Source organism: uncultured Microbacterium sp. (assembly GCF_963521695.1).
Taxonomy (GTDB): domain Bacteria; phylum Actinomycetota; class Actinomycetes; order Actinomycetales; family Microbacteriaceae; genus Microbacterium.
Window position 1 is genome coordinate 1 of sequence record NZ_CAUQWC010000003.1, and the last position, 20,100, is coordinate 20,100.

Annotated in this window: 16 protein-coding genes; 11 read left to right on the plus strand and 5 right to left on the minus strand. The window is 69.3% G+C overall.

Annotation, left to right across the window (positions count from 1 at the left end; genetic code table 11):
• Positions 1–107 precede the first annotated feature (107 nt).
• From frr to RWP81_RS00380, 6 genes are read left to right on the plus strand one after another with little or no spacing between them, the layout of a single operon-like run.
• Positions 108–662 (plus strand): ribosome recycling factor, encoded by a 555-nt coding sequence (gene frr / locus RWP81_RS00355; protein ID WP_055954162.1) that lies wholly within the window; start codon positions 108–110, stop codon positions 660–662.
• Positions 663–667: 5 nt separating this feature from the next.
• Positions 668–1,717: a phosphatidate cytidylyltransferase gene (locus RWP81_RS00360; protein WP_314451149.1), complete on the plus strand. Its 1,050-nt coding sequence runs from the start codon at positions 668–670 to the stop codon at positions 1,715–1,717.
• Complete coding sequence (locus RWP81_RS00365) at positions 1,714–2,286, plus strand: DivIVA domain-containing protein (RefSeq protein ID WP_314451151.1); 573 nt, start codon at positions 1,714–1,716, stop codon at positions 2,284–2,286. The genes RWP81_RS00360 and RWP81_RS00365 overlap by 4 nt, the downstream gene beginning before the upstream one ends.
• 46 nt (positions 2,287–2,332) lie before the next feature.
• Positions 2,333–3,043, plus strand: coding sequence for a transglycosylase SLT domain-containing protein (locus RWP81_RS00370; protein ID WP_314451153.1), 711 nt, complete (start codon positions 2,333–2,335; stop codon positions 3,041–3,043).
• A 9-nt stretch (positions 3,044–3,052) separates the two neighbouring features.
• Complete coding sequence (locus tag RWP81_RS00375) at positions 3,053–3,340, plus strand: hypothetical protein (RefSeq protein ID WP_314451157.1); 288 nt, start codon at positions 3,053–3,055, stop codon at positions 3,338–3,340.
• The gene (locus tag RWP81_RS00380; protein WP_314451160.1) at positions 3,340–4,062 is read left to right on the plus strand and encodes an alpha/beta fold hydrolase; all 723 of its coding nucleotides are present in this window, start codon (positions 3,340–3,342) and stop codon (positions 4,060–4,062) included. Before RWP81_RS00375 ends, RWP81_RS00380 begins: the two co-directional genes overlap by 1 nt.
• A gap of 2 nt (positions 4,063–4,064) precedes the next feature.
• On the opposite strand, the gene RWP81_RS00385 is transcribed toward RWP81_RS00380, so the two are convergent.
• Positions 4,065–5,138 (minus strand): AI-2E family transporter, encoded by a 1,074-nt coding sequence (locus RWP81_RS00385; protein WP_314451164.1) that lies wholly within the window; start codon positions 5,136–5,138, stop codon positions 4,065–4,067.
• A 172-nt stretch (positions 5,139–5,310) separates the two neighbouring features.
• On the opposite strand from RWP81_RS00385, the gene RWP81_RS00390 reads away from it, so the two are divergent.
• Positions 5,311–7,113: a glycosyl transferase gene (locus RWP81_RS00390; protein WP_314451167.1), complete on the plus strand. Its 1,803-nt coding sequence runs from the start codon at positions 5,311–5,313 to the stop codon at positions 7,111–7,113.
• Positions 7,110–8,042 (plus strand): tetratricopeptide repeat protein, encoded by a 933-nt coding sequence (locus tag RWP81_RS00395; RefSeq protein ID WP_314451171.1) that lies wholly within the window; start codon positions 7,110–7,112, stop codon positions 8,040–8,042. Before RWP81_RS00390 ends, RWP81_RS00395 begins: the two co-directional genes overlap by 4 nt.
• 211 nt (positions 8,043–8,253) lie before the next feature.
• Here the strand turns inward: RWP81_RS00395 and RWP81_RS00400 are convergent, their stop codons facing one another.
• Entirely contained in the window at positions 8,254–9,831 is a 1,578-nt protein-coding gene (locus tag RWP81_RS00400) for a hypothetical protein (RefSeq protein WP_314451174.1), read from the minus strand.
• Positions 9,832–10,219: 388 nt separating this feature from the next.
• Here RWP81_RS00400 and RWP81_RS00405 point away from each other — a divergent pair, with 388 nt between their 5' ends.
• The gene (locus RWP81_RS00405) at positions 10,220–11,125 is read left to right on the plus strand and encodes a hypothetical protein (RefSeq protein WP_314451177.1); all 906 of its coding nucleotides are present in this window, start codon (positions 10,220–10,222) and stop codon (positions 11,123–11,125) included.
• A gap of 201 nt (positions 11,126–11,326) precedes the next feature.
• On the opposite strand, the gene glgB is transcribed toward RWP81_RS00405, so the two are convergent.
• The 3 genes from glgB to glgX form a co-directional block, all read right to left on the minus strand.
• Positions 11,327–13,465 (minus strand): 1,4-alpha-glucan branching protein GlgB, encoded by a 2,139-nt coding sequence (glgB, locus tag RWP81_RS00410; RefSeq protein ID WP_314451180.1) that lies wholly within the window; start codon positions 13,463–13,465, stop codon positions 11,327–11,329.
• Entirely contained in the window at positions 13,462–15,429 is a 1,968-nt protein-coding gene (locus tag RWP81_RS00415) for a maltotransferase domain-containing protein (protein WP_314451225.1), read from the minus strand. Before RWP81_RS00415 ends, glgB begins: the two co-directional genes overlap by 4 nt.
• A 185-nt stretch (positions 15,430–15,614) precedes the next feature.
• Positions 15,615–17,693: a glycogen debranching protein GlgX gene (gene glgX, locus RWP81_RS00420; protein WP_314451184.1), complete on the minus strand. Its 2,079-nt coding sequence runs from the start codon at positions 17,691–17,693 to the stop codon at positions 15,615–15,617.
• 47 nt (positions 17,694–17,740) lie between these two features.
• On the opposite strand from glgX, the gene RWP81_RS00425 reads away from it, so the two are divergent.
• Both RWP81_RS00425 and mnmA read left to right on the plus strand, forming a co-directional pair.
• Positions 17,741–18,925 carry a cysteine desulfurase family protein gene (locus tag RWP81_RS00425; protein ID WP_314451187.1) on the plus strand — a complete coding sequence of 395 codons (1,185 nt, stop codon included), beginning with the start codon at positions 17,741–17,743 and terminating at the stop codon, positions 18,923–18,925.
• A 9-nt stretch (positions 18,926–18,934) separates the two neighbouring features.
• The gene (gene mnmA, locus RWP81_RS00430) at positions 18,935–20,032 is read left to right on the plus strand and encodes a tRNA 2-thiouridine(34) synthase MnmA (RefSeq protein WP_314451190.1); all 1,098 of its coding nucleotides are present in this window, start codon (positions 18,935–18,937) and stop codon (positions 20,030–20,032) included.
• Positions 20,033–20,100 lie beyond the last annotated feature (68 nt).

The window sequence follows — 20,100 nt, forward strand, 5'->3', positions numbered from 1 at the left end:
GTGCTCCTCTGGGAACTGTGCACCCGCCGATTCGCGCGGGGGGGGCCCGGGGAGCCGGGCCCGCACGCGACTAGACTGAGATGTCAGTCCCAACGAATGGAGTCACCGTGATCGCCGATGTCCTCGCCGATGCCGGAGCGCGCATGGATCGCGCCGTGGAGGCCGCCAAGGAGGACTTCGCGACCGTCCGTACCGGGCGCGCGAACCCCCAGATGTTCCAGAAAGTGCTGGTCGACTACTACGGGTCGCCGACACCCCTGGCGCAGCTCGCGTCGTTGAACAACCCCGAGGCCCGCACCCTCGTCATCAACCCGTACGACAAGACGGCGCTGAAGGCCATCGAGCAGGCGATCCGCGACATGCCGAACCTCGGCGTGAACCCCACGAACGACGGCACGATCGTGCGTGTCACCATGCCCGAGCTCACCCAGGACCGCCGCAAAGAGTACGTCAAGATCGTTCGCGGCAAGGGTGAAGACGCGAAGGTTCAGGTGCGCAACCTCCGTCGTAAGGCGAAAGACGATCTGGATGCCCTCAAGAGCGACGTCGGCGAAGACGAGCTCGTGCGGGCCGAGAAAGAACTCGACACCGTCACGCGCACGCACGTCGACATGATCGACGAGGCGCTCAAGCGCAAAGAGGCCGAGCTGCTTGAGGTCTGATCCGAATGCCCGACGCCCCTGAGACCGGCGAAGATCAGCCGGTCGATCCGCCCGGCTCGCGTCGGGAAGAGGCCGCGCGCCGCTCACCGGTCACGGGTGACGGCGTGACGGCGATCGAATCGCAGCTGCGCGCCATGCGCACGGATGCCGAGCAGCACATCGCTCATGCCCGCGCGGAGTTCGGTCAGGCGAACGAGCGACTCAAACAACGCACCGGTCGCGACCTCATCGTCGCGACGCTGATCGGCGTCGGCATCGGCGCGGTTCTCGTCGCCTCGCTCATCTTCGTGAAGTGGCTCTTCGTGTTCTTCGCGGGGGCGGCCATGGTTCTCGGAGTGCTCGAGTTCTCCCGCGCTCTGCAGGTCGCGGGGCGTCGCGTCGACGTCGTTCCGCAGCTCGTGATGGGCTCCCTGCTGCTGCTGAGCGGATTCTTCCTCGGTCCCTGGGTGCACTGGATCGCGACCCTCACCGCCGTGGTCGTCGTCGTCGTGTGGCGTGTCATTGCCCAGATGATCGCGTCGGACGGCCGCGCACGGATCGACGTGATCGGCGATGTGCTGGTCGGAGGATTCGTCCAGCTGTACGTCCCCTTCCTCACGAGCATGGCGGTCGTGCTCCTCGCGCAGCCCCGAGGCGAGTGGTGGGTCCTGGCCTTCATCATCCTGGCCGTCGCCGCCGACACCGGCGCGTACGTGTCGGGCCTCACCTTCGGCCGGGGCGGGCGGCATCCGATGGCCCCCCGTATCAGCCCCAAGAAGACGTGGGAGGGCTTCGCCGGTGCCTGCGTCGCCGCCCTCGTCGCCGGTGCGCTCCTCGCCGTGTTCATGCTGCAAGTTCCCTGGTGGGCGGGTCTGGTGTTCGGGGCCGTCGTGCTGGCGACGGCGACGGTCGGGGATCTCGGCGAGTCGATGGTGAAGCGCGATCTGGGCATCAAAGACATGAGTTCGTGGCTGCCGGGGCACGGCGGAGTGCTCGACCGTCTCGACTCGATCCTGCCGTCGGCCACCGCCGCCCTGGTGACCTACTACCTCCTCGCACCGTTGGGAGTGTCATGAGCGAGACGGAGATCGACGAGAAGGTCGAGGCGAAGCCGTTCCCCGATTCCGGTCGGGCGAAGGGCTACGAGAAGCGTGCCGTCGACACGTTCCTCTCCCGTGCGCGTGAGGTGTTCGAGAGCGACGACGTCGGAACGCTCCGCTCCTCCGACGTCCGCGCGGCGGCGTTCCCCCTCGTGCGCGGCGGATACTCCGTCACGGCTGTCGATGCCGCCCTCGGACGCGTCGAAGACGCCTTCGCGGCACGCGAACGCGAACACGCCCTGTCGCGACTCGGGGCCCGCGCGTGGGTCGCCGAAACCCGCGACACCGCTCAGGTCGTCCTCGATCGCCTACGGCGTCCGAGAGGGTCGCGGTTCGAGCGCGTGGGCATCCTCCGTTACGGCTACCGCGTCGACGAGGTCGACGTGGTGGCCGACCGCGTGGCGCGGTATCTCGCGGCGGGTGACCCCGTCACCCCCGATCAGGTGCGTGCGGTGGCCTTCCGGATGCAACGCGGCGGGTACCGCGAAGCTCAGGTCGACGCCGTCCTCGACGCCGTCGTCGATGTGATGCTCGCCGTCGGATGAGAGCGGATGACACCTCCGGCCGCGCCTCGGTAGACTCAGCGGCACTGTGACTTCCGGTTCGCACCTCTCCCGCACCTCATCGTCCCGTGTCGCCCGTCGCGGCGAGACGGGCCACGACGTGATCCCTCCGGTGATGCCCCGTCGAGCCAACCCCCGCTGGTCACGCCGGCGCGGCGTCGTCGGCGCCTTCGGTGCCTGCGCGGCGGTGCTCTTCACCGCGGCGTATGTGGGCCCCATGGGTGCGGCACTCCAGCCCGCGCAGGCCGACGAGCCGCGCACGGTCACCCTCTACGCCGAGGGCTTGGACGACACTCAGGCGGTCTCGACCCTCGGCGAGAAGCAGGCGCCGCAGCTCGATCGCTCCAGCTACAACGTCTACGTCAAGCCCAAGCCGACGCCGACCCCGACATCGACGCGCGAGAGCGAGTCCGACTCGGAATCGTCGGCGGGCAGTTCCGGGCCGTTGTTCTACACGGGCGGCGGGGCTCCCGCCGAGTGGATGGCTGCGGCGGGCATCGCCGAGTCCGACATGGGCTACGTCGATTACATCGTCAGCCGCGAGAGCGGGTGGAACCCCAACGCCACCAACCGTTCGTCCGGGGCGTGCGGGCTCGTGCAAGCGCTCCCGTGCAGCAAGGTGCCCGGCAACGGCTACGACCCCGTCGACAACCTGCGCTGGGCCACGGGTTACGCCACGGGCCGTTACGGCAGCTGGGCCGGCGCCTACGCGTTCTGGACCAACAACCACTGGTGGTGAGCGGCATCCATGCCCCGCTCCCGTAAACGGCGCCCGGATCCTGATCGCGGCGCCGACTCCCTCGACCGTCTGATCGCCGGGTGGAAGCGCACCGAGGTCAAACGCGGCATCGAGTGGACCGTGCAGCCGATCTCCGCCCCGCAGGCGCAGAAGGACTACATCTGTCCCGGCTGCGGGCGCGCGGTGCTGACGGGGACCGCTCATCTCGTCGTCTGGCGCGCTGACGGCGTCCTCGGCGACGCCGCCGATCTGGCGGCACGTCGACACTGGCACACACACTGTTGGAGGATCGCCTGATGGAGATTCGCGGCCCCGTCCTGCTTCCCGCCCGTCGGGAAGACGTCGAGTTGCACACGGTCGACGACCTCACCCTCGTCGGTGAGCTGGCCCTGCCCGCCGACCGGGCGCCGATCGCCACGCTCGTGACCCTGCATCCTCTGCCGACAGCGGGTGGGTTCATGGACTCGCACATCCTGCGCAAGGCCGCCGGCCGCCTTCCCGCCCTCGCCGACATCGCCGTGCTGCGCTTCAACACCCGCGGGACGACCTCGCCGCGGGGGACGAGCGAGGGAGCGTTCGACGGGGGAGCGAGCGAGGTGTTCGACGTGGCGGCCGCGGTCGACTTCGTTCGCGAGCGGGGCCTCCCGCGGCCGTGGCTGGTGGGCTGGTCGTTCGGCACCGAGCTGGCGCTGAAGTACGGCCGCGACCACGACATCGAGGGCGTCATCCTGCTCTCGCCGCCCCTTCACCGCGCGACCGCCGATGAGGTCGCCGCCTGGGCGGGTGACGAGCGCCGGATGGTCGTGCTCGTGCCGGAGTTCGACGACTACCTGCGGCCCGACGCGGCGCGCGAGCGCTTCGCCGCGGTTCCCGATGCCACCCTCATCGCCGTCGAGGGTGGCAAGCACCTGTGGGTGGGCGAGACGCAGACCCGCCGCGTGCTGACCGAGATCGTCGCCGCGGTCGCCCCCGACGCCCTGCCGCTGCCCGTGGAGTGGGACGGCGACGTCTCCGACTGAGCTCAGCGCTCGTTCTGCCGGGGGATGATGACCTCGCGGTAGATGATGAGGATGCTGGCGGCCACCGGAATCGCGATGAGTGCGCCCAACAGGTTGAGCAGCGCACCGCCCGCGAGCGCCGAGATGACGACGACGGACCCGGGCACCGAGACCGCGCGGTTCATGATGCGCGGCGAGATCACGTACGCCTCGATCTGCATGTAGACGAGGTAGTAGATCAGGGCGATGATCGCGATGGTGGGCGACCCGACCCCCGGGATCAGGCAGCTGAGCACGATGATCGTCGACCCGGTGAGCGTTCCCACGAGGGGGATGAGCGAGAAGAAGAAGGCGATCACCGCGAGCACGGCGGGGAACGGCGCCTGGATGATCGACAGGAAGATCGCGCTCAGCACGCCGTTGATGACGCCCAGGCTGACCTGGCCCATGACGTAATAGCCCACGGAGTCGGTGATCTTCTCGGCGAGTTCGATGAAGCGCGCGCGCTTGGATGCCGGCACGAGCTGGTACACCGCCGACTTCAGCGACGGGGTGGATGCCGTGAAGTAGATGGTCAGGATGAGCACGATGAACGCCCCGCCCAGGCCCGCCGCCACCGCCCCGCCGACGGTGAGGAGGCTGTTGCCGATCATGGTCGAGATGGAACCGACGTCGAGGGTGGAGATCCACTGCTGGACGCCCGCCCACACGTCGTCCAGGCGCAGCCAGGGGAGGTTCGCCGACACCCAGTCCTGCACCTGTCCCACGACCTCGTTCCAGCGGTCGGGTTGCAGCAGCTGCTCCACCTGCACGACGAGTTGTGCGATCTGTCCGACGATGATGGGCACGACCATGACGATGATCCCGGCGAAGATGCCGAGGACCCCGAGGATGGTCACGAGCACGGCAGCCCAGCGCGGGAGGCCGCGCCTCTCGAGGAACGAGACGACCGGGTCGAGCCCGAGAGAGAGGAAGAGCGCGGTGCCGACGTAGAGGAGGATCGTCGAGAGGTTCTGCACACTGCCGATGAGCAGCAGGCCGACTCCGACGCCGAGCGTTGCCAGCAGTGCGACCCGGAATGGGTTGTGGATCTTCATGCCGCCAGACTCCCGCCTCAGCGGGCGTTCGTGCCCGTGACGTCAGGATACTGACGACGGCGGCGCCGATCGCGCGCGACGGGCCTCGCCGAGAACTTTCAGCCGCCCTCGGATACTCTGGAACGTCGATTCTTCGGTGGCGCCCGAGCCGCCGGTGGGGATGGTGTGAAGCGTGAGATTCGTCTGGGCTGTGGTGGCTTTCGTCATCGCGGCCGTCATGATCGGTGCCGGAATCGCCCAGAGGACGGTGTTCCAGGGTCCATCCGAGGCCTCGGCGACCGTTCAGACCGAGGGCACGTCCGCCTACACGCTCGTCGACGGTGCGCTGCTGACCAGCGTGCCGGGGGCCCAGACGCTGCGCGTGGAGGGTGACGGCGAGGTGTTCGCCGCCTACGGCCGCACCGCCGACATGGAGGCGTGGCTGGCCGATGTGCCGTACACCGCCGTGACCGTCGACGGCGAAGGTGTCGTACAGACCAGCGAGGTGCAGCCCACCGTGACGACGAGCAGCGCCGCGGCGGCCGGTCGCAGCCCCGTCGATTCCGACCTGTGGCTCGACGAGTACGAACAGACGGGCACGCTGTCGGCCACCCTGCAATTGCCGAGCGAGATGAGCGTGCTCATCGCGTCCGACGGCACCGCCCCCGCTCCCGCCAACGTCAGCGTGAGCTGGCCCATCGACGACTCCACCCCGTGGGCCGGCCCCCTCATCGTCGGCGGCGGCATCGTGCTGCTCGTCGGTCTCGTGCTCTACCTGCTCGGCATCCGGCACGTGCGCCGCTCGCGTCGTCCGCGCCGAAAAGGGCTGCCCCTGCCCGTCACCGAGCCGATCTCGATGGTCGGCGGCGCCGAGGCGAAGGGCGTTATCAGCGACAGCCCCGGCCGACGGGGTTCGCGTGGACGTGGTGTCCTCGGCGGACGCCGGTCGCTCATCGCGCTGCCCGCTCTGGGTGTCTCGATGGCCCTCCTCGCCGGCTGCTCCGCCGACGCATGGCCGCAGTTCGCGGCTCAAGAGACACCGAGCCCCACACCGACCGTGATCGTCCCCGAGGGGCAATTCCCGCCCGCCGTCACCGAAGCGCAGGCGCAGCGCATCGTCTCGCGGGTGTCGTCGACCGTCGCCCAGGCCGACGCCGCCCTCGACGCGACCGCGGCCGCCGAGCGTCTCGCAGGCCCCGCACTGGCGGAACGGCAGACCAACTACACGCTGCGTGCGGCGATCCCCGACCGCGCCACCCTGCCGGCCATCCCCGCCGAGCCGGTGCAGATCGTGCTCCCTCAGACGACGGGGGCCTGGCCGCGTACGCTCATGACCGTCGTGGAGTCCGCGGATGCCGCGACGCCGACGACGACCATCATGATGATGACGCAAGAGACGCCCTGGGACGAGTACAAGGCGTCCTATGTCGGCAACCTGGAGGCATCCACCAACCTGCCCGAACTCGCCGCGCCCTACGTGGGGGCGACGCAGGTGCCGCCGGACTCGAGTTTCCTCGTGCTGGCGCCCGAGAAGGTCGCCGCGGCGTACGCCGACATCATCAACAACGGGCAGAACAGTGCGTCGTGGTCGACGTTCGACACCGCCAACGACCTGTTGCTATCGGCGATCCAGGACAACAAGACCACGCGCACCGACGAGCTGAATCAGACCGGTGCGGGAACGGCGGAGATCAGCTTCGCGGCGTCGGCCGGCCCTGCGACCCCGATCGCCCTCGCAACGCTCGACACGGGCGCGATCGTCGCGGTCAACGTCTACGAGAGCGACACCGCGAAGCCGACCAACGCCGACGCGGTCATCAAGCTCGACAACAACCCCGCGGTCAAGGCCCTCACCGGGGTCGACCAATCCGCGACCGGCTTCACCACGACCTACTCCGACCAGGTGTTCTTCTACGTGCCCAGCCAGGGCTCAGACGATCAGATCCGCCTGCTCGGCTACCGATCCAGCCTCCTCGAAGCGAAGGTGTCCCCGTGAGCACTCCCGCCCCCGGTTCCGTTCTGCGCGGTGCCGTCGACCTCTCGTCGCTGCGCAACCGCCCGCAGACCCCCGCGCCCGCGTCTGCCGACGCCCCGGCGGGCGGCGCGACCCCCCTCGTCTTCGATGTGACGGATGCCACTTTCGGCGACGTCCTCGAGCTCTCGCGCACCGTTCCGGTGGTCATCGACCTGTGGGCGGAGTGGTGCGAGCCCTGCAAGCAGCTGAGCCCCGTGCTCGAGAAGGTGGTCACCGAGCTCGGCGGTCGCCTCGTGCTCGCCAAGGTCGATGTCGACGCGAACCCGCAGCTGGCACAGGGTTTCCGTGCGCAGTCCATTCCGATGGTCCTCGCGCTCGTTGCGGGGCAGCCCGTTCCGCTGTTCACGGGTGCGGTACCCGAAGAGCAGGTGCGCGACGTGTTCGCCCAGCTGCTGCAGCTCGCAGCGCAGCACGGCGTGACGGGCACGGTGCCGGTGGAGGGTGCCGCGCCCGCCGAGGAGCCCGGTGAGGAGCCACTCCCGCCGCTGCACGCCGAAGCGTTCGCCGCGATCGAGGAGGGCGACTACGCCCGTGCGGTCGCCGCCTACGAGAAGGCCCTCGTCGAGGATCCGCGCGATGCCGATGCGCGTGCCGGTCTCGGGCAGGTGCGACTGCTCGCTCGCGTGCAGGACGCCGACCTGCAGGCGGCGCGCGCGGCCGCCGCAGCGTCGCCCACCGGGATCGAGGCGCAGTTCCTCGTCGCCGACCTCGATGTCGTCGGCGGACACGTCGACGACGCGTTCGGGCGTCTGCTCGAACTCTTCGCGGCGCTTCCCACGGACGAGCGCGCGCCCGTGCGCGAGCGTCTGCTCGAGTTGTTCGGTCTCATTGGTGACGACGACGCCCGCGTCATCCGCGCGCGCACCCGCTTGGCATCCCTGCTCTTCTGAGTGTGCGGTCCTCGGGGTCGGCATAGGCCCTGGAGTGGTCGCTGGCGCACGCGTCGACGCCGAACCCGAGGACGAGTCCGCACTCATGGCACTGACCGCGTGCGACGGGTGAGTCAGCGGTGGGCGGGCGCATCCGGCATATTTGTCACACGAAGAGGCTGATCGGGCGCCCGACTCTCTTGCGGACTGTGTGAACGCGCCCGTCCCCGCGTCAGCCGGTGATCAGGAAGGACGAGGCGCTCAATCCGCCCACGTCGGAGGTGAGTTGCGTGACCGACTGTCCGAGCAGCGACGTGGTTCCCACAGGTGTCGACTGTCTTACGTTCGTCCCATCACCCAACTGGCCGTAGGCGTTCTCTCCCCATGCCCGCACGCTCCCGTTCGTCAGCAACGCGCAGGCTGACGCGTATCTCGCAGCGATCCGGGTCGCGCTGGACAGGGTGGAGACCGACACCGGAGAAGTCCGAGTGGTGCTCTGCCCGTCCCCCAGCTGGCCGTTCCCGCCGCTTCCCCAGGCCATCACACCGCCGTTCGACAGCAGGGCGTAGGTCGCCCCGGCTGACACCGCGATCTGCGTCACGCCCGACAGGCCTGGCACGACCGCCGGCACAGAGTGACTCATCGTCGTGCCGTCACCCAATTGCCCATACGCATTGGAGCCCCAGGCTGTGACCGTCCCATTGGACAGCAGTGCGAATGCCGAGAAGTCACCTCCGCCGACCTGCGTGACCCCCGTCCCCAACCCGGTCACCGGCGTCGGAGTCACCCGGTCCGTCGTCGTTCCATCCCCCACCTGACCGCTGTTGTTGCGCCCCCACGCCTTGACGCTCCCGTCCGACAGCAGCGCATAGCCGGTGTTGTACCCCGCGGCGATCTGCGTCACCCCGACCAGGCCGGTCACCGTCGTGGGCCCGGAGCGATCGACTTTCGTACCGTCGCCCAACTGCCCGTAGGAGTTGTCGCCCCAGGCTTTGACGGTGCCGTCCGACAACAACGCGTAGGTCATGGAAATGGGGCCGTAGTACTGCTCCACACCCACGGCGATCTGCTTCACACCGGTGATCGTCGTCATCTTGGCCCATGTGCCGCTGGAACTCACCGTCGCCGTCTTGGTCCAGAGTGTCCCGTCCTGAAGCACCACCATGAACGAGGGGTAGTACGTGCCACTCAACGGGATGTAGGTAGCGGTCGACACGGCTTGCACGACGCGGGAGGGAAACACCCGCTCTACTTGGGCGAAGGTCGAGGTGTACCCGAGGCCCGCGACGAGGAGGTTCGCCCCTACCACCGTGAACGTCTGCGACTTCGTCTCCGAGCCTGACACCGCGTTCACGACCGCCGTGGGCCCCGGCATCGCCCATGGGTTGTTCAGGTTGAACGTCACGGTCGCCCGCCCCGACGAGTTCGTCGTTCGCGTCGCCGAGGGGCTGAACGTCGACCCCGACGGACCCGAGAAGACCACCGACTGACCGCCCACCCCGGTTCCGGACGAGTTCACCAACGTCGCCGTCACCGTCACCGTGCCGGAGGCCGGTACCTGCATGTTGGTCGTCGATAAGGTCAGCAACGCGGACGACACCGCGAACGCCGGTGACGTCGAGGCCATCATCACCGCCGGTACTGCCCACGCGGCACCCGCCATGATCGTGCGACGGCTCAGACGGCCGCCGTCGTCCGATCCCGCAGCAGGTGCACCTCCACCGAAGGCGTCGCCTCCGCCGGACGCGGCGTCGGTATCGCGCCCTCCCATGTCCCGGCTCGCGGCGGGGTACTTCTCGTCCTCGTTCATGGGGTTCTCCATCTTCTCTGTGAATTCACATGCGCGTGCCGGGCACGCTCGCGGGCATCGAGCTCAACGGCGCAGGGATGTCGAACGCGACGCGGCGGCGGGTGCGGCGGGGTGTGCTCAGTGTGACCAGGACGGGGGAGGAGTAACCGCTCGCGGAGAGAACGCGTCACATTCTGGTCGCGCGGCATTCACACCGCCGGGCGGCAGGCGCCCGCGCGCGGGCGTCGAAAGGTGAACCGCTCCGACCGTCCAGGTTATTTCCCCGGGCACCGCCCGCCCGACGTTCCGCGCGCGGATAGCGTCTCCCCTATCCACTCGCGTCAGACACCCACGTGGGGGTCTCCGACGCCCCGTGGAGTCCCGCGCACGGCCGACGAGAGGAGGTCCCATGCGAACCGATTCAGACCGCCGCGCCCCCTCCGCCCGAGCGGCGCGTCGTCTCGCGTTCCGCGGCGACGCGGCCCGTCGGTGGTTCGCCGAACGCGGTTGGAGCGCCCGCGGGCCGGAAGGTTCCGACGCGCTGCGCATCTTCGTCGACGAGATCGTCACCCCCTCCTTCCTGCTCCGTCGGCTATGGCACACCGCGGTGACGCTCACGCCGCAGACCGTGGCATCCGCTCTGGTATCGCCCGCGCTGCGCTCGCCGCTCCTCGTGCTGCAGGCCGACGGTCCCCTCACCGTCATCGCCCTCGGACACGAGCCGATCACTCTCGGCGTCGGCGGCACGGCACTGATCGACTCAGCGGTGCACGCGAGCTTCGAGTCCGAGGCCGCCACAGCACGAATCGAGCTCCGTGCTCGCCTGCGCCTGACTTCGACCGCAGACGTCGGCGGACGCGTGATGTGGAGCACCGAGGCGCTCTCCAGCTGGAGCGTGGTCGCCTCCACGGTGAACGCCTTGCTGAACGCCGAGGTGGATCCCGCGTCCGCCTCGTTTCCCGCCGTTCAGTCGGCGCTCGAGTATCTCGTGGCCGCGATGGTAAGGGAGCTTTCGCCGCCTGTCACGCGTCGATCGGCCGCCGAGTTGCTGCGCGAACGGAGCGAACGCCTCATCCACGACCGTGCAGACGACCCTGGCTTCACCGTCAGCGAGCTCGCGCATCGTCTCGAGGTCTCGCGCAGCTACCTCACGCGCGCATACGGCGAGATCGGCGCCACCCCGGGTCGTCGCATCCGTACCGCACGGCTCGAACTCGCCCGCGACGCGATCTTTGGATCAACGACCCAGGAGGCGGCGAACCGCGCAGGATTCAGCTCAGCGCGCGCCTTGCGCCGAGCGCTGCACGGGGCGTAGCAGGGTCGACGGTGCGGGCACATCTGACGTCGACACGCCTCGCAACGGCTTCGACGAGACGTTCGTGGGCAATACAGGCGGCACCTCACGGCAGGAGAGTTCGGCCGTGTGGTCGTGGGGGCGCCGTACCGAGCGGAGCCGTGCCTCTACGATGCGACAGAAGCCGCGCCGTCCGCGGCGAACGGACGGCGCGACTATTCGTCAAGCGTCGGCGCGGTGGTGCAGCCAGAGCACGCCGAGCGGCGGGAGCGTCAGCGTCGCGCTACCTCGGGTGTCGGTCGTCACCGCGCCGAGGTTGCCCTGGCCGGAGCCGCCGAACACTTCGGCGTCGCTGTTGAGCACCTCGGTCCAGGTGCCCGCCTCGGGAAGGTCCAGCGGGAAGTCGCCGAGGGGAACGCCCGAGAAGTTGCAGACGACGGCGATGGTGTTGCCGTGGTGGTCGCGGCGCGCGAAGGCGAGCACGTTCGGGTTCCACGCCGGGGCACCGAGGCGCGAGAATGCTGCCCCGTCGTGATCGCGCGACCAGAGGGCCGCCTGATCCTTGTAGACGCGGTTCAGCTCGGCGACGAACTCGTGCAGCTGTCGGTGGGCGGGCTGATCGAGCATCCACCAGTCGAGGCTGCGCGACTCGGACCACTCCGACATCTGGCCGAACTCCTGGCCCATGAACAGCAGCTGTTTGCCCGGGTGGCCCCACATGTAGGCCAGGAACGCGCGCATGTTCGCCAGCTTCTGCCAGTGGTCTCCCGGCATCCGTCCGAAGAGGCTGCCCTTGCCGTGCACGACCTCGTCGTGGCTGATGGGGAGCACGAAGTTCTCGCTGAACGAGTAGACGAACGAGAACGACAGCTCTCCTTCGTGGTGGGAGCGGTACATGGGGTCGCGCCCGATGTACTGCAACGAGTCGTTCATCCAGCCCATGTTCCACTTGAAGCCGAAGCCCAGACCCGCGGCCGACGTCGGCGCGGTCACGCCGGGGAAGCTGGTGGACTCCTCGGCGATGAGCGCGATGCCGGGATAGCGCTTGTAGGAGGTCGCGTTCACCTCCTGCAGGAAGCGAACGGCCTCGAGGTTCTCGCGGCCCCCGAACTGGTTGGGCGCCCACTCTCCCTCGTTGCGGGAGTAGTCGAGATAGAGCATGGATGCCACGGCATCCACCCTCAGTCCGTCGACGTGGAACTCTTCGAACCAGTACAGCGCGTTCGCGACGAGGAAGTTGCGCACCTCGTTGCGGCCGTAGTCGAAGATCAGCGTGCCCCAGTCCTTGTGCTCGCCGCGACGCGGGTCGGGGTGCTCGTAGAGCGCCTCGCCGTCGAAGCGGGCGAGGGCGAAGTCGTCCTTGGGGAAGTGCCCGGGTACCCAGTCCATGATGACCCCGATGTCGGCCTGGTGGAGGCGGTCGATCAGGTAGCGCAGGTCGTCGGGGTTTCCGAAGCGGCTGGTGGGGGCGTAGTAGCCCGACACCTGATAGCCCCATGAGCCGCCGAAGGGGTGCTCGGACAGGGGCAGGAACTCGACGTGCGTGAAGCCCTGGGCACTGACGTAGTCGATGATCTCATCGGCCGCGTCGCGGTAGGACAGGCCCTGCTTCCACGAGCCGAGGTGCAGCTCGTAGATCGACATCGGGCGATCGATCGGGGCGGTGGAGGAGCGATGCGCGATCCACGCCTCGTCCGCCCAGCTGTAGTCGGATTCGGTGACGACCGACGCCGTCGCCGGCGGCACCTCGGCGAGGCGCGCCATGGGGTCGGCCTTCTCGATCCACTGACCGCCGCGGGTGAGGATCTCGAACTTGTACCGCGTGCCGGTTCCGATGCCCGGGATGAACACCTCCCATACGCCGCTGCCACCCATCGAGCGCATGGCACTGCCCGAGCCGTCCCAGCCGTTGAAGTCGCCGATGACGCGCAGGGCACGCGCATCGGGTGCCCAGACAGTGAAGGCCACGCCGTGCGATCCGTCGAGCTCGCGTACGTGTGCCCCGAGGACTCGCCACAGCTCTTCGTGGCGTCCCTCCGAGACGAGGTGGAGGTCGAGCTCGCCGATGGAGGGCGCGTGCCGGTAGCCGTCGTCGGCGACGTGTTCGCTGCCGTCGTAGCGCGCGCGCACGGTGTATGCACCGGGGTAGTCCTCGGTGCGCGCCTCCCAGATCCCGCCGCGAAGGTGCTCCAACGTCACACTCTGACCGTCGGCGAGTTCGGCGGCGACCTCGAGGGCGAGGGGACGCCGCGAACGGATCACCCAGCCGTCACCGGTCTCGTGCACGCCCAGCACGCTGTGCGGGTCGTGGTGGGCACCGTGGGCGACGGCGTCCAGGATCTCAGCGGGGAGCGGGGTCATCGGTTCTCCTTGACGTGCAGGATGTGCACGGGCTCGTTGAAAGCGTCGAGACGCACGAAGTTGTGGTCGGCCCAGGTCCAGACCTGGCCGGTCACGAGGTCTTCGACGTCATACGACGCGCCCGGCTCGATGCCGAAGACGGTCGTGTCGAGGTGGACGGTCGTCTCGCGGGTGGAGTGCGGGTCGACGTTGGCCACGACGATGATCGTGTCGGAGGCGCCGGTCGGCGAGAGCTCCGCCGGCAAGTGCTTGGAATACACCAGGGTCGCGTCGTCGTCGCTCCAGTGCACGTCGAGGTTGCGCAGCTGACGGAGCGCCGGATGGGCGCGTCGCGCCGCGTTGAGCATGCGCAGGTACGGCGCGATCGAGTGCCCGGAGGCCTCAGTGCCCTCCCAGTCGCGGAACTTGTACTCGTACTTCTCGTTGTCGATGTTCTCTTCGGAACCCGGGCGGGCGACGTTCTCGATCAGTTCGTACCCCGCGTACACGCCGTACGTCGGCGCGGCGGTGGCGGCGATGGCGGCGCGGATCTTGTATGCCGGTCGACCGCCGTACTGCAGATACTCCGTGAGGATGTCGGGGGTGTTCACGAAGAGGTTGGGGCGCAGGAAGTCGTCGGTCTCGTGCGCGAGCGCTCCGAGGAACTCCTCGAGCTCTTCTTTCGTGTTGCGCCAGGTGAAGTACGTGTAGCTCTGCTGGAAACCGGCCATGGCCAGGCCCTGCATGGGGGCGGGCCGTGTGAAGGCCTCGGCGAGGAAAACCGCATCGGGCTCTTCAGCGCTGACCGTGGCGATCAGCCACTCCCAGAACTGCAGGGGCTTGGTGTGCGGGTTGTCGACGCGGAAGATGGTCACGCCCTGAGTGATCCAGTGGCGCACGATGCGCAGCACCTCGGCCCGGATGCCGTCGGGGTCGTTGTCGAAGTTGACCGGATAGATGTCCTGGTACTTCTTCGGCGGGTTCTCGGCGAACGCGATCGACCCGTCGGGCAGCGTCGTGAACCACTCGGGGTGCTCCGCGACCCAGGGGTGATCGGGCGACGCCTGGAGCGCGAGGTCGAGGGCCACCTCGAGACCGTTGTCGCGCGCCGCTGCCACGAACGCACGGAAGTCGTCGAGGGTGCCGAGGTCGGGGTGGACCGTGTCGTGACCGCCCGCGGCACCGCCGATGGCCCACGGCGAACCCGGGTCGCCCGGCTGGGTGACGAGGGTGTTGTTCGGGCCCTTGCGGTTGGTCTCGCCGATGGGGTGGATCGGCGGCAGGTAGAGCACGTCGAAACCCATGCCGGCGACACCGGGGAGACGGTCGACGGCGGTGCGGAACGTGCCGCTGACGACCGAACCGTCTTCGCCTCGCGTAGCGCCCTCGGAGCGCGCGAAGAACTCGTACCAGGCGCCGACGCCGGCGCGTTCGCGTTCCACGAGGAGTTCGGCATCCCGGCCCACCGAGACCAGACCCATCATCGGGCGTGCGGCGAACAGCGCGGCGATCGCGGGATCGCGCACGATCGAGAGGGCGACGTCGTCGTGGACGTCGGAATCGCGAAGAGCCCGCGCGGCTTCGTACAGCGCATCTTTGTCGGTGCCGGGGCGCTTCTTCTCGCCGCGCGCGCGATCGAACAGCTCCGCGCCCATCTCGCGCATGAGCGCACTGTCGACACCCGCGGCGATCTTGACCTCGGCGGCGTGCTCCCAGGTGGCGAAGTCGTCGGCGAAGGACTCGAATCGGAAGCGCCACACGCCCTGCTCGAGCGGCGCCACGATCGTGGACCACCGGTCGAACCCGTCGTTCAGGGGGCTGAGGCGGTGCAATGACTCGTCACCCGAGGGCGAGAACAGGCGCACGTTGACACCGATGCGGTCGTGACCCTCGCGGAAGGCGGTGACCGTGAACGGCACGGCCTCACCCACATAGGCCGACGGGCGGAAGGCTCCGCCGGGCACGCTCGGGTGGGGGAGCGCCATCGGAATGCGCGGTGTGACCACGCGGCGCAACGTGGGCGTCGGTTTGACCGGACGCACGGGGATCGAGGCGGCGCTGCGCCAGGGCAGCTCGGGCGAGATTGTCGTCGTGGTGGCCACGGTCCGAACCTACCGCGGGCCACCGACGTTGCCGCATCGTTTCGTGCGGCCTTGACAGCGGGGCCTGATCAGTCGACGCGGAACAGCCGCATCGACGCACCGGCGAGGGGGACCACGTCGCCCGGTGCGAACGTCGCGCGGGTGTCGGAGGGTGTCTCGTCGGCGCTGGACCACAGCTCGACGAACACGGCGTCCTCGAGGTCGGGGAGCACGATGTCGGTGGGGTGCTCCGTGCCGTGGATGACCAGCAGCACGCGGTTGGGGGCCTCGAGCTCGGGTGTCGAGGTCGCGAGGTATTGCAGCGTGCGGTGGGCCGGGTCGTTCCACCGGTCGCTCGACATGGTCTGGCCGTGCTCGTCGAACCACTCCATGACCGACGCCGAGGGGATCTGCTCCCCGAGGCGGGCGAAGCGCTGAGGACGCAGCGCCGGGTTGTCGCGACGCAGCTGGAGCAATCGCTGCGTGTGGGCGAAGAGGTCGCGCTGCCACGGCGCCATCTCCCACGACAGCCAGGTGAGGGCCGAGTCATGGCAGTAGGCGTTGTTGTTGCCGCGCTGCGTGCGGCCCATCTCGTCGCCGGCGGTGATCATCGGCACCCCCGCCGAAAGGAGCAGTGTTCCCATCAGGTTGCGCATGGCCGTGCGCCGGGTGGCGAGAACGCGCTCATCGTCGGTCGGCCCCTCGGCCCCGTGGTTGAAGGAGCGGTTGGTGTCGGCTCCGTCGCGATTCTGCTCGCCGTTGCCGAGGTTGTGCTTGACGTCGTACGACACGAGGTCGCGCAGGGTGAAGCCGTCGTGCGCGGTGACGAAGTTGACGCTCGCGAGGGGCCCGCGCTCCTCGCTGAAGGTGTTCGAGGAGCCGGCCAGGCGGGTGGCGAACCCGCCGATGCCGACGGGGGCGGTGTCGGCGCGGCGGGCGTAGTCGATGTCGCTCAGCCAGAAATTGCGGACGCGGTCGCGGTAGCGGTCGTTCCATTCGAGCCAGCCGTCGCCGAAGTTGCCGGTCTGCCAGCCGCCCATCCCGACGTCCCACGGCTCGGCGATGAGCTTGGTGCCCGATACGGCGGCTTCTTCGCGGAGGGCGGTGAGCAGCGGGTGGTCGGGCGCGAACGAATGCCTTTCGTCACGGCCGAGGGTTACCGCGAGATCGAAGCGGAACCCGTCGATCTGCACCTCGTCCGCCCAGTAGCGCACCGAGTCGAGCACGAGACGGGCCGCGGCATCCGTCGAGGTGTTCACCGCGTTGCCGCACCCGGTCTCGTCGATGTACGCGCCCTCCGCCGTCTGGCGGTAGTACGACCGGTTGTCGATGCCGCGCAGACTCGTGCGCGGCCCTCCGAGGCCCTCTTCGGCGGTGTGGTTGTAGACGACGTCGAGGATGACCTCGAGCCCCGCCTCGTGCAGCAGCTTGACCATTCCCTTGAACTCGCGCAGGACGGCCTCGGGTCCCTCTGCGCGGTTGGCTGCGGTGGCATAGGGCGCGTGCGGGGTGAAGAAGTTGAGCGTGTTGTAGCCCCAGTAGTTCGTGAGGCCGAGCTGGAGCAGCCGCGGTTCGGTCGCGAAGGCGTGTACCGGCAGCAGCTCCACGCTGGTGACACCGAGCGAGAGAAGGTGCTCGATCATCGCGGGGTGGGCGAGGCCCGCATACGTGCCGTGCAGCGCCGGCGGGATGAACGGATGCCGCTTGGTCAGGCCCTTCACGTGGCCCTCGTAGATGACCGTGCGATCCAGCGGCACGCGCGGCTTGGTCGAGGTGCCCCAGTCGAAGGAACTCTCGACCACCACCGAACGCCAGTCGCCGAAGCTGCCCGAGACGAGCCCCCGCGAGTAGGGATCGATGAGCAGCGACTGCGGGTTGAAGGTGTGGCCCGCACCGTGCGGCCCGCCTACGCGGATCGCGTAGCGCGCGCCGGGGCGCAGCAGAGGGGTGGTGGCCTCGAAGACTCCGCCGCCGACGGGGGAGAGGGCGATGGTCTCGGTGGCCCAGTCGAGATCGACGTCGTCGAAGATGAGCAGCTGCATCGCATCGGCCGACGCCGACCAGACGCGCAGCGTTCCGCCGTCGGGGCCGAGGCGCACACCGAGGTCGTCGAACGCGGGGTTCAGCAGAGCAGGACGGGTCGCCAGGGCGGGCTCGGTTCGGACCATGCGTCTTAGGGTAGTGAAGGCAGCGGACAGCGTGAGGGGGACGTAGGGTGCAGGTCTACCTCGATCACGCCGCGACGACGCCGCTTCGCGCAGAAGCCCGCGACGCGTGGCTCGACGCGCACCAGGTGCTCGGCAATCCGTCATCCATCCACGGAGCGGGGCAGGCGGCGCGTCGATTGCTGGAAGACGCCCGCGACCAGCTCGCCGGGGTGCTCGGCTGCCAGCCCATCGAGATCGTCTTCACCTCCGGCGGCACGGAGGCGGCCAACCTCGCGCTGAAGGGCCTGTGGTGGTCGCGGCCCGAGGGGAGCGATGCCGTGGTGTTCCCCGACGGCGAACACCACGCGACGCTCGACGTGGTGGGGTGGCTCGCGTCTGCCGAGGGCGCCGCGGTTCGCGCCGTGGCGCTCGACGCGCAGGGGCGCATCGATGCCGACGCGTTCTCCTCGGCCCTGCCCGGTGCGGGCCTCGCGACCGCGCTCGTGGCCAACAACGAGGTGGGGACGCTTCAAGATGCCGCGGGCCTCGCCGCTGCGGCATCCGGGGCCTCCGTTCCCCTGCACCTCGACGCCGTCTCGGCGCTGGGGCAGGTCGAGGTCGACTTCGCCGCTTGGCGGGGGGAAGGCACCGCCCCCGGGGGTCTCGCGGCGATGTCGGTCTCGGCGCACAAGGTCGGCGGCCCCGTCGGGGTGGGTGCGGCGGTGGTGTCTCGGCACGCGCGGGTGACGCCCCTGGTGCACGGCGGAGGTCAGCAGCGGGGTCTCCGTGCGGGGACGCAGGACGTCGCGGGGGCGGCTGCGTTCGCTGCGGCGGCCCGCGCCGCCGAGGGGGAGCGCGTCAGTGAGTCGGCGCGGCTCGTCGCCCTCCGTGAGCGGTTGATCGACGGCATCCGCTCGTCCATTCCGCAGGCGCGCCTCCTGGGCGACCCCGACGGTCGCCTTCCCGGCAATGCGCACGTGCTGTTCCCGGATGCCGCGGGCGAGACGCTGCTGTTCCTGCTCGACATGGCGGGGATCGCGGTGTCGACGGGGTCGGCGTGTCAAGCGGGCGTCGCCGAGCCGTCGCACGTCGTCCTGGCCTTGGGCCTCGACGACCGGGCGGCGCGGTCGGTGCTGCGTTTCACCCTCGGATACACCTCCAGCTCGTCCGACGTCGACGAGGTGCTCGCCCGCCTGCCCGAGGCCTACGCCCGAGCCGTGGCATCCGGCGCCCGTACAGCGGCACGTTCGTAGACTGGGGCGATGCGAGTTCTGGCGGCGATGAGCGGTGGGGTCGACTCCGCGGTGGCGGCGGCCCGTGCCGTCGAGGCGGGGCACGATGTGGTCGGCGTGCATCTCGCGCTCTCCCGTGCCGGAGGCACACTTCGCGCGGGCAGCCGCGGGTGCTGCACGATCGAAGACGCGATGGACGCGCGCCGCGCCGCCGACAAGCTCGGGATGCCGTTCTACGTCTGGGACTTCTCGGAGCGCTTCCGCGACGACGTGATCGACGACTTCGTCGCCGAGTACCGTGCCGGCCGCACCCCGAACCCCTGCATGCGCTGCAACGAGAAGATCAAGTTCGCCGCCCTCCTGGAGCGCGCGCTCGAGCTCGGCTTCGACGCCGTGTGCACCGGCCACTACGCGACCCTGGTCGACACGCCCGAGGGCCGCGAGCTGCACCGCGCGTCGGACAACGCCAAGGACCAGTCGTACGTGTTGGGCGTGCTCACCGCCGAGCAGCTCGCTCACACCTTCTTCCCCCTGGGGTCCACGCCGTCGAAGGCGCTCGTGCGTGCGGAGGCGGAAGCGCGCGGTCTCTCGGTGGCGCAGAAGCCCGACAGTCACGACATCTGCTTCATCCCCGACGGCGACACGCGCGGCTGGCTCGCCGACAAGGTGGGGGCCGAGCGCGGCGAGATCCTCGACCGCACCGGCGCCGTGATCGGTTCGCACGAGGGCGCTCACGCATTCACCGTCGGACAGCGCCGCGGTCTGCAGCTGGGCGTGCCGGCGGCCGACGGAAAGCCCCGCTTCGTGCTCGAGGTGCGACCGGTCAACAACACGGTCGTCGTCGGCCCCAAGGAAGCGCTGGCGTGCTCCGAGATCGCGGGGGAGCGTTTCACCTGGGCGGGACGCGCACCGTCGACCGACTCCTTCGCCTGCGACGTGCAGATCCGTGCGCACGCCGACCCGGTTCCCGCGTTCGCGTCGCTGGTGGACGGCCTGCTGACGGTGCGGCCCGACACTCCGTTCGACGGGGTCGCTCCGGGGCAGACGGCGGTGCTCTACGACGGCACGCGCGTGGTCGGGCAGTTCACGATCGACCGGACCGTGTCGGCGGTGCCGGTCGACGCCTGAGCCCGTGCGTTCTGACAGCGGGTCGTCCGGGCGGTGGATGCCGCGGGCTCGTTGTCTCTGGCACGGAT

Excerpts from the sequence above, each read along its gene's own strand:
- RWP81_RS00360 (WP_314451149.1), top strand. The coding sequence starts at position 668 with ATGCCCGACGCCCCTGAGACCGGCGAAGATCAGCCGGTCGATCCGCCC.
- RWP81_RS00365 (WP_314451151.1), top strand. The coding sequence starts at position 1,714 with ATGAGCGAGACGGAGATCGACGAGAAGGTCGAGGCGAAGCCGTTCCCC.
- RWP81_RS00375 (WP_314451157.1), top strand. The coding sequence starts at position 3,053 with ATGCCCCGCTCCCGTAAACGGCGCCCGGATCCTGATCGCGGCGCCGAC.
- RWP81_RS00380 (WP_314451160.1), top strand. The coding sequence starts at position 3,340 with ATGGAGATTCGCGGCCCCGTCCTGCTTCCCGCCCGTCGGGAAGACGTC.
- RWP81_RS00385 (WP_314451164.1), bottom strand. The coding sequence starts at position 5,138 with ATGAAGATCCACAACCCATTCCGGGTCGCACTGCTGGCAACGCTCGGC.
- RWP81_RS00400 (WP_314451174.1), bottom strand. The coding sequence starts at position 9,831 with ATGAACGAGGACGAGAAGTACCCCGCCGCGAGCCGGGACATGGGAGGG.
- RWP81_RS00405 (WP_314451177.1), top strand. The coding sequence starts at position 10,220 with ATGCGAACCGATTCAGACCGCCGCGCCCCCTCCGCCCGAGCGGCGCGT.
- glgB (WP_314451180.1), bottom strand. The coding sequence starts at position 13,465 with ATGACCCCGCTCCCCGCTGAGATCCTGGACGCCGTCGCCCACGGTGCC.
- RWP81_RS00415 (WP_314451225.1), bottom strand. The coding sequence starts at position 15,429 with ATGGCGCTCCCCCACCCGAGCGTGCCCGGCGGAGCCTTCCGCCCGTCG.
- glgX (WP_314451184.1), bottom strand. The coding sequence starts at position 17,693 with ATGGTCCGAACCGAGCCCGCCCTGGCGACCCGTCCTGCTCTGCTGAAC.
- mnmA (WP_314451190.1), top strand. The coding sequence starts at position 18,935 with ATGCGAGTTCTGGCGGCGATGAGCGGTGGGGTCGACTCCGCGGTGGCG.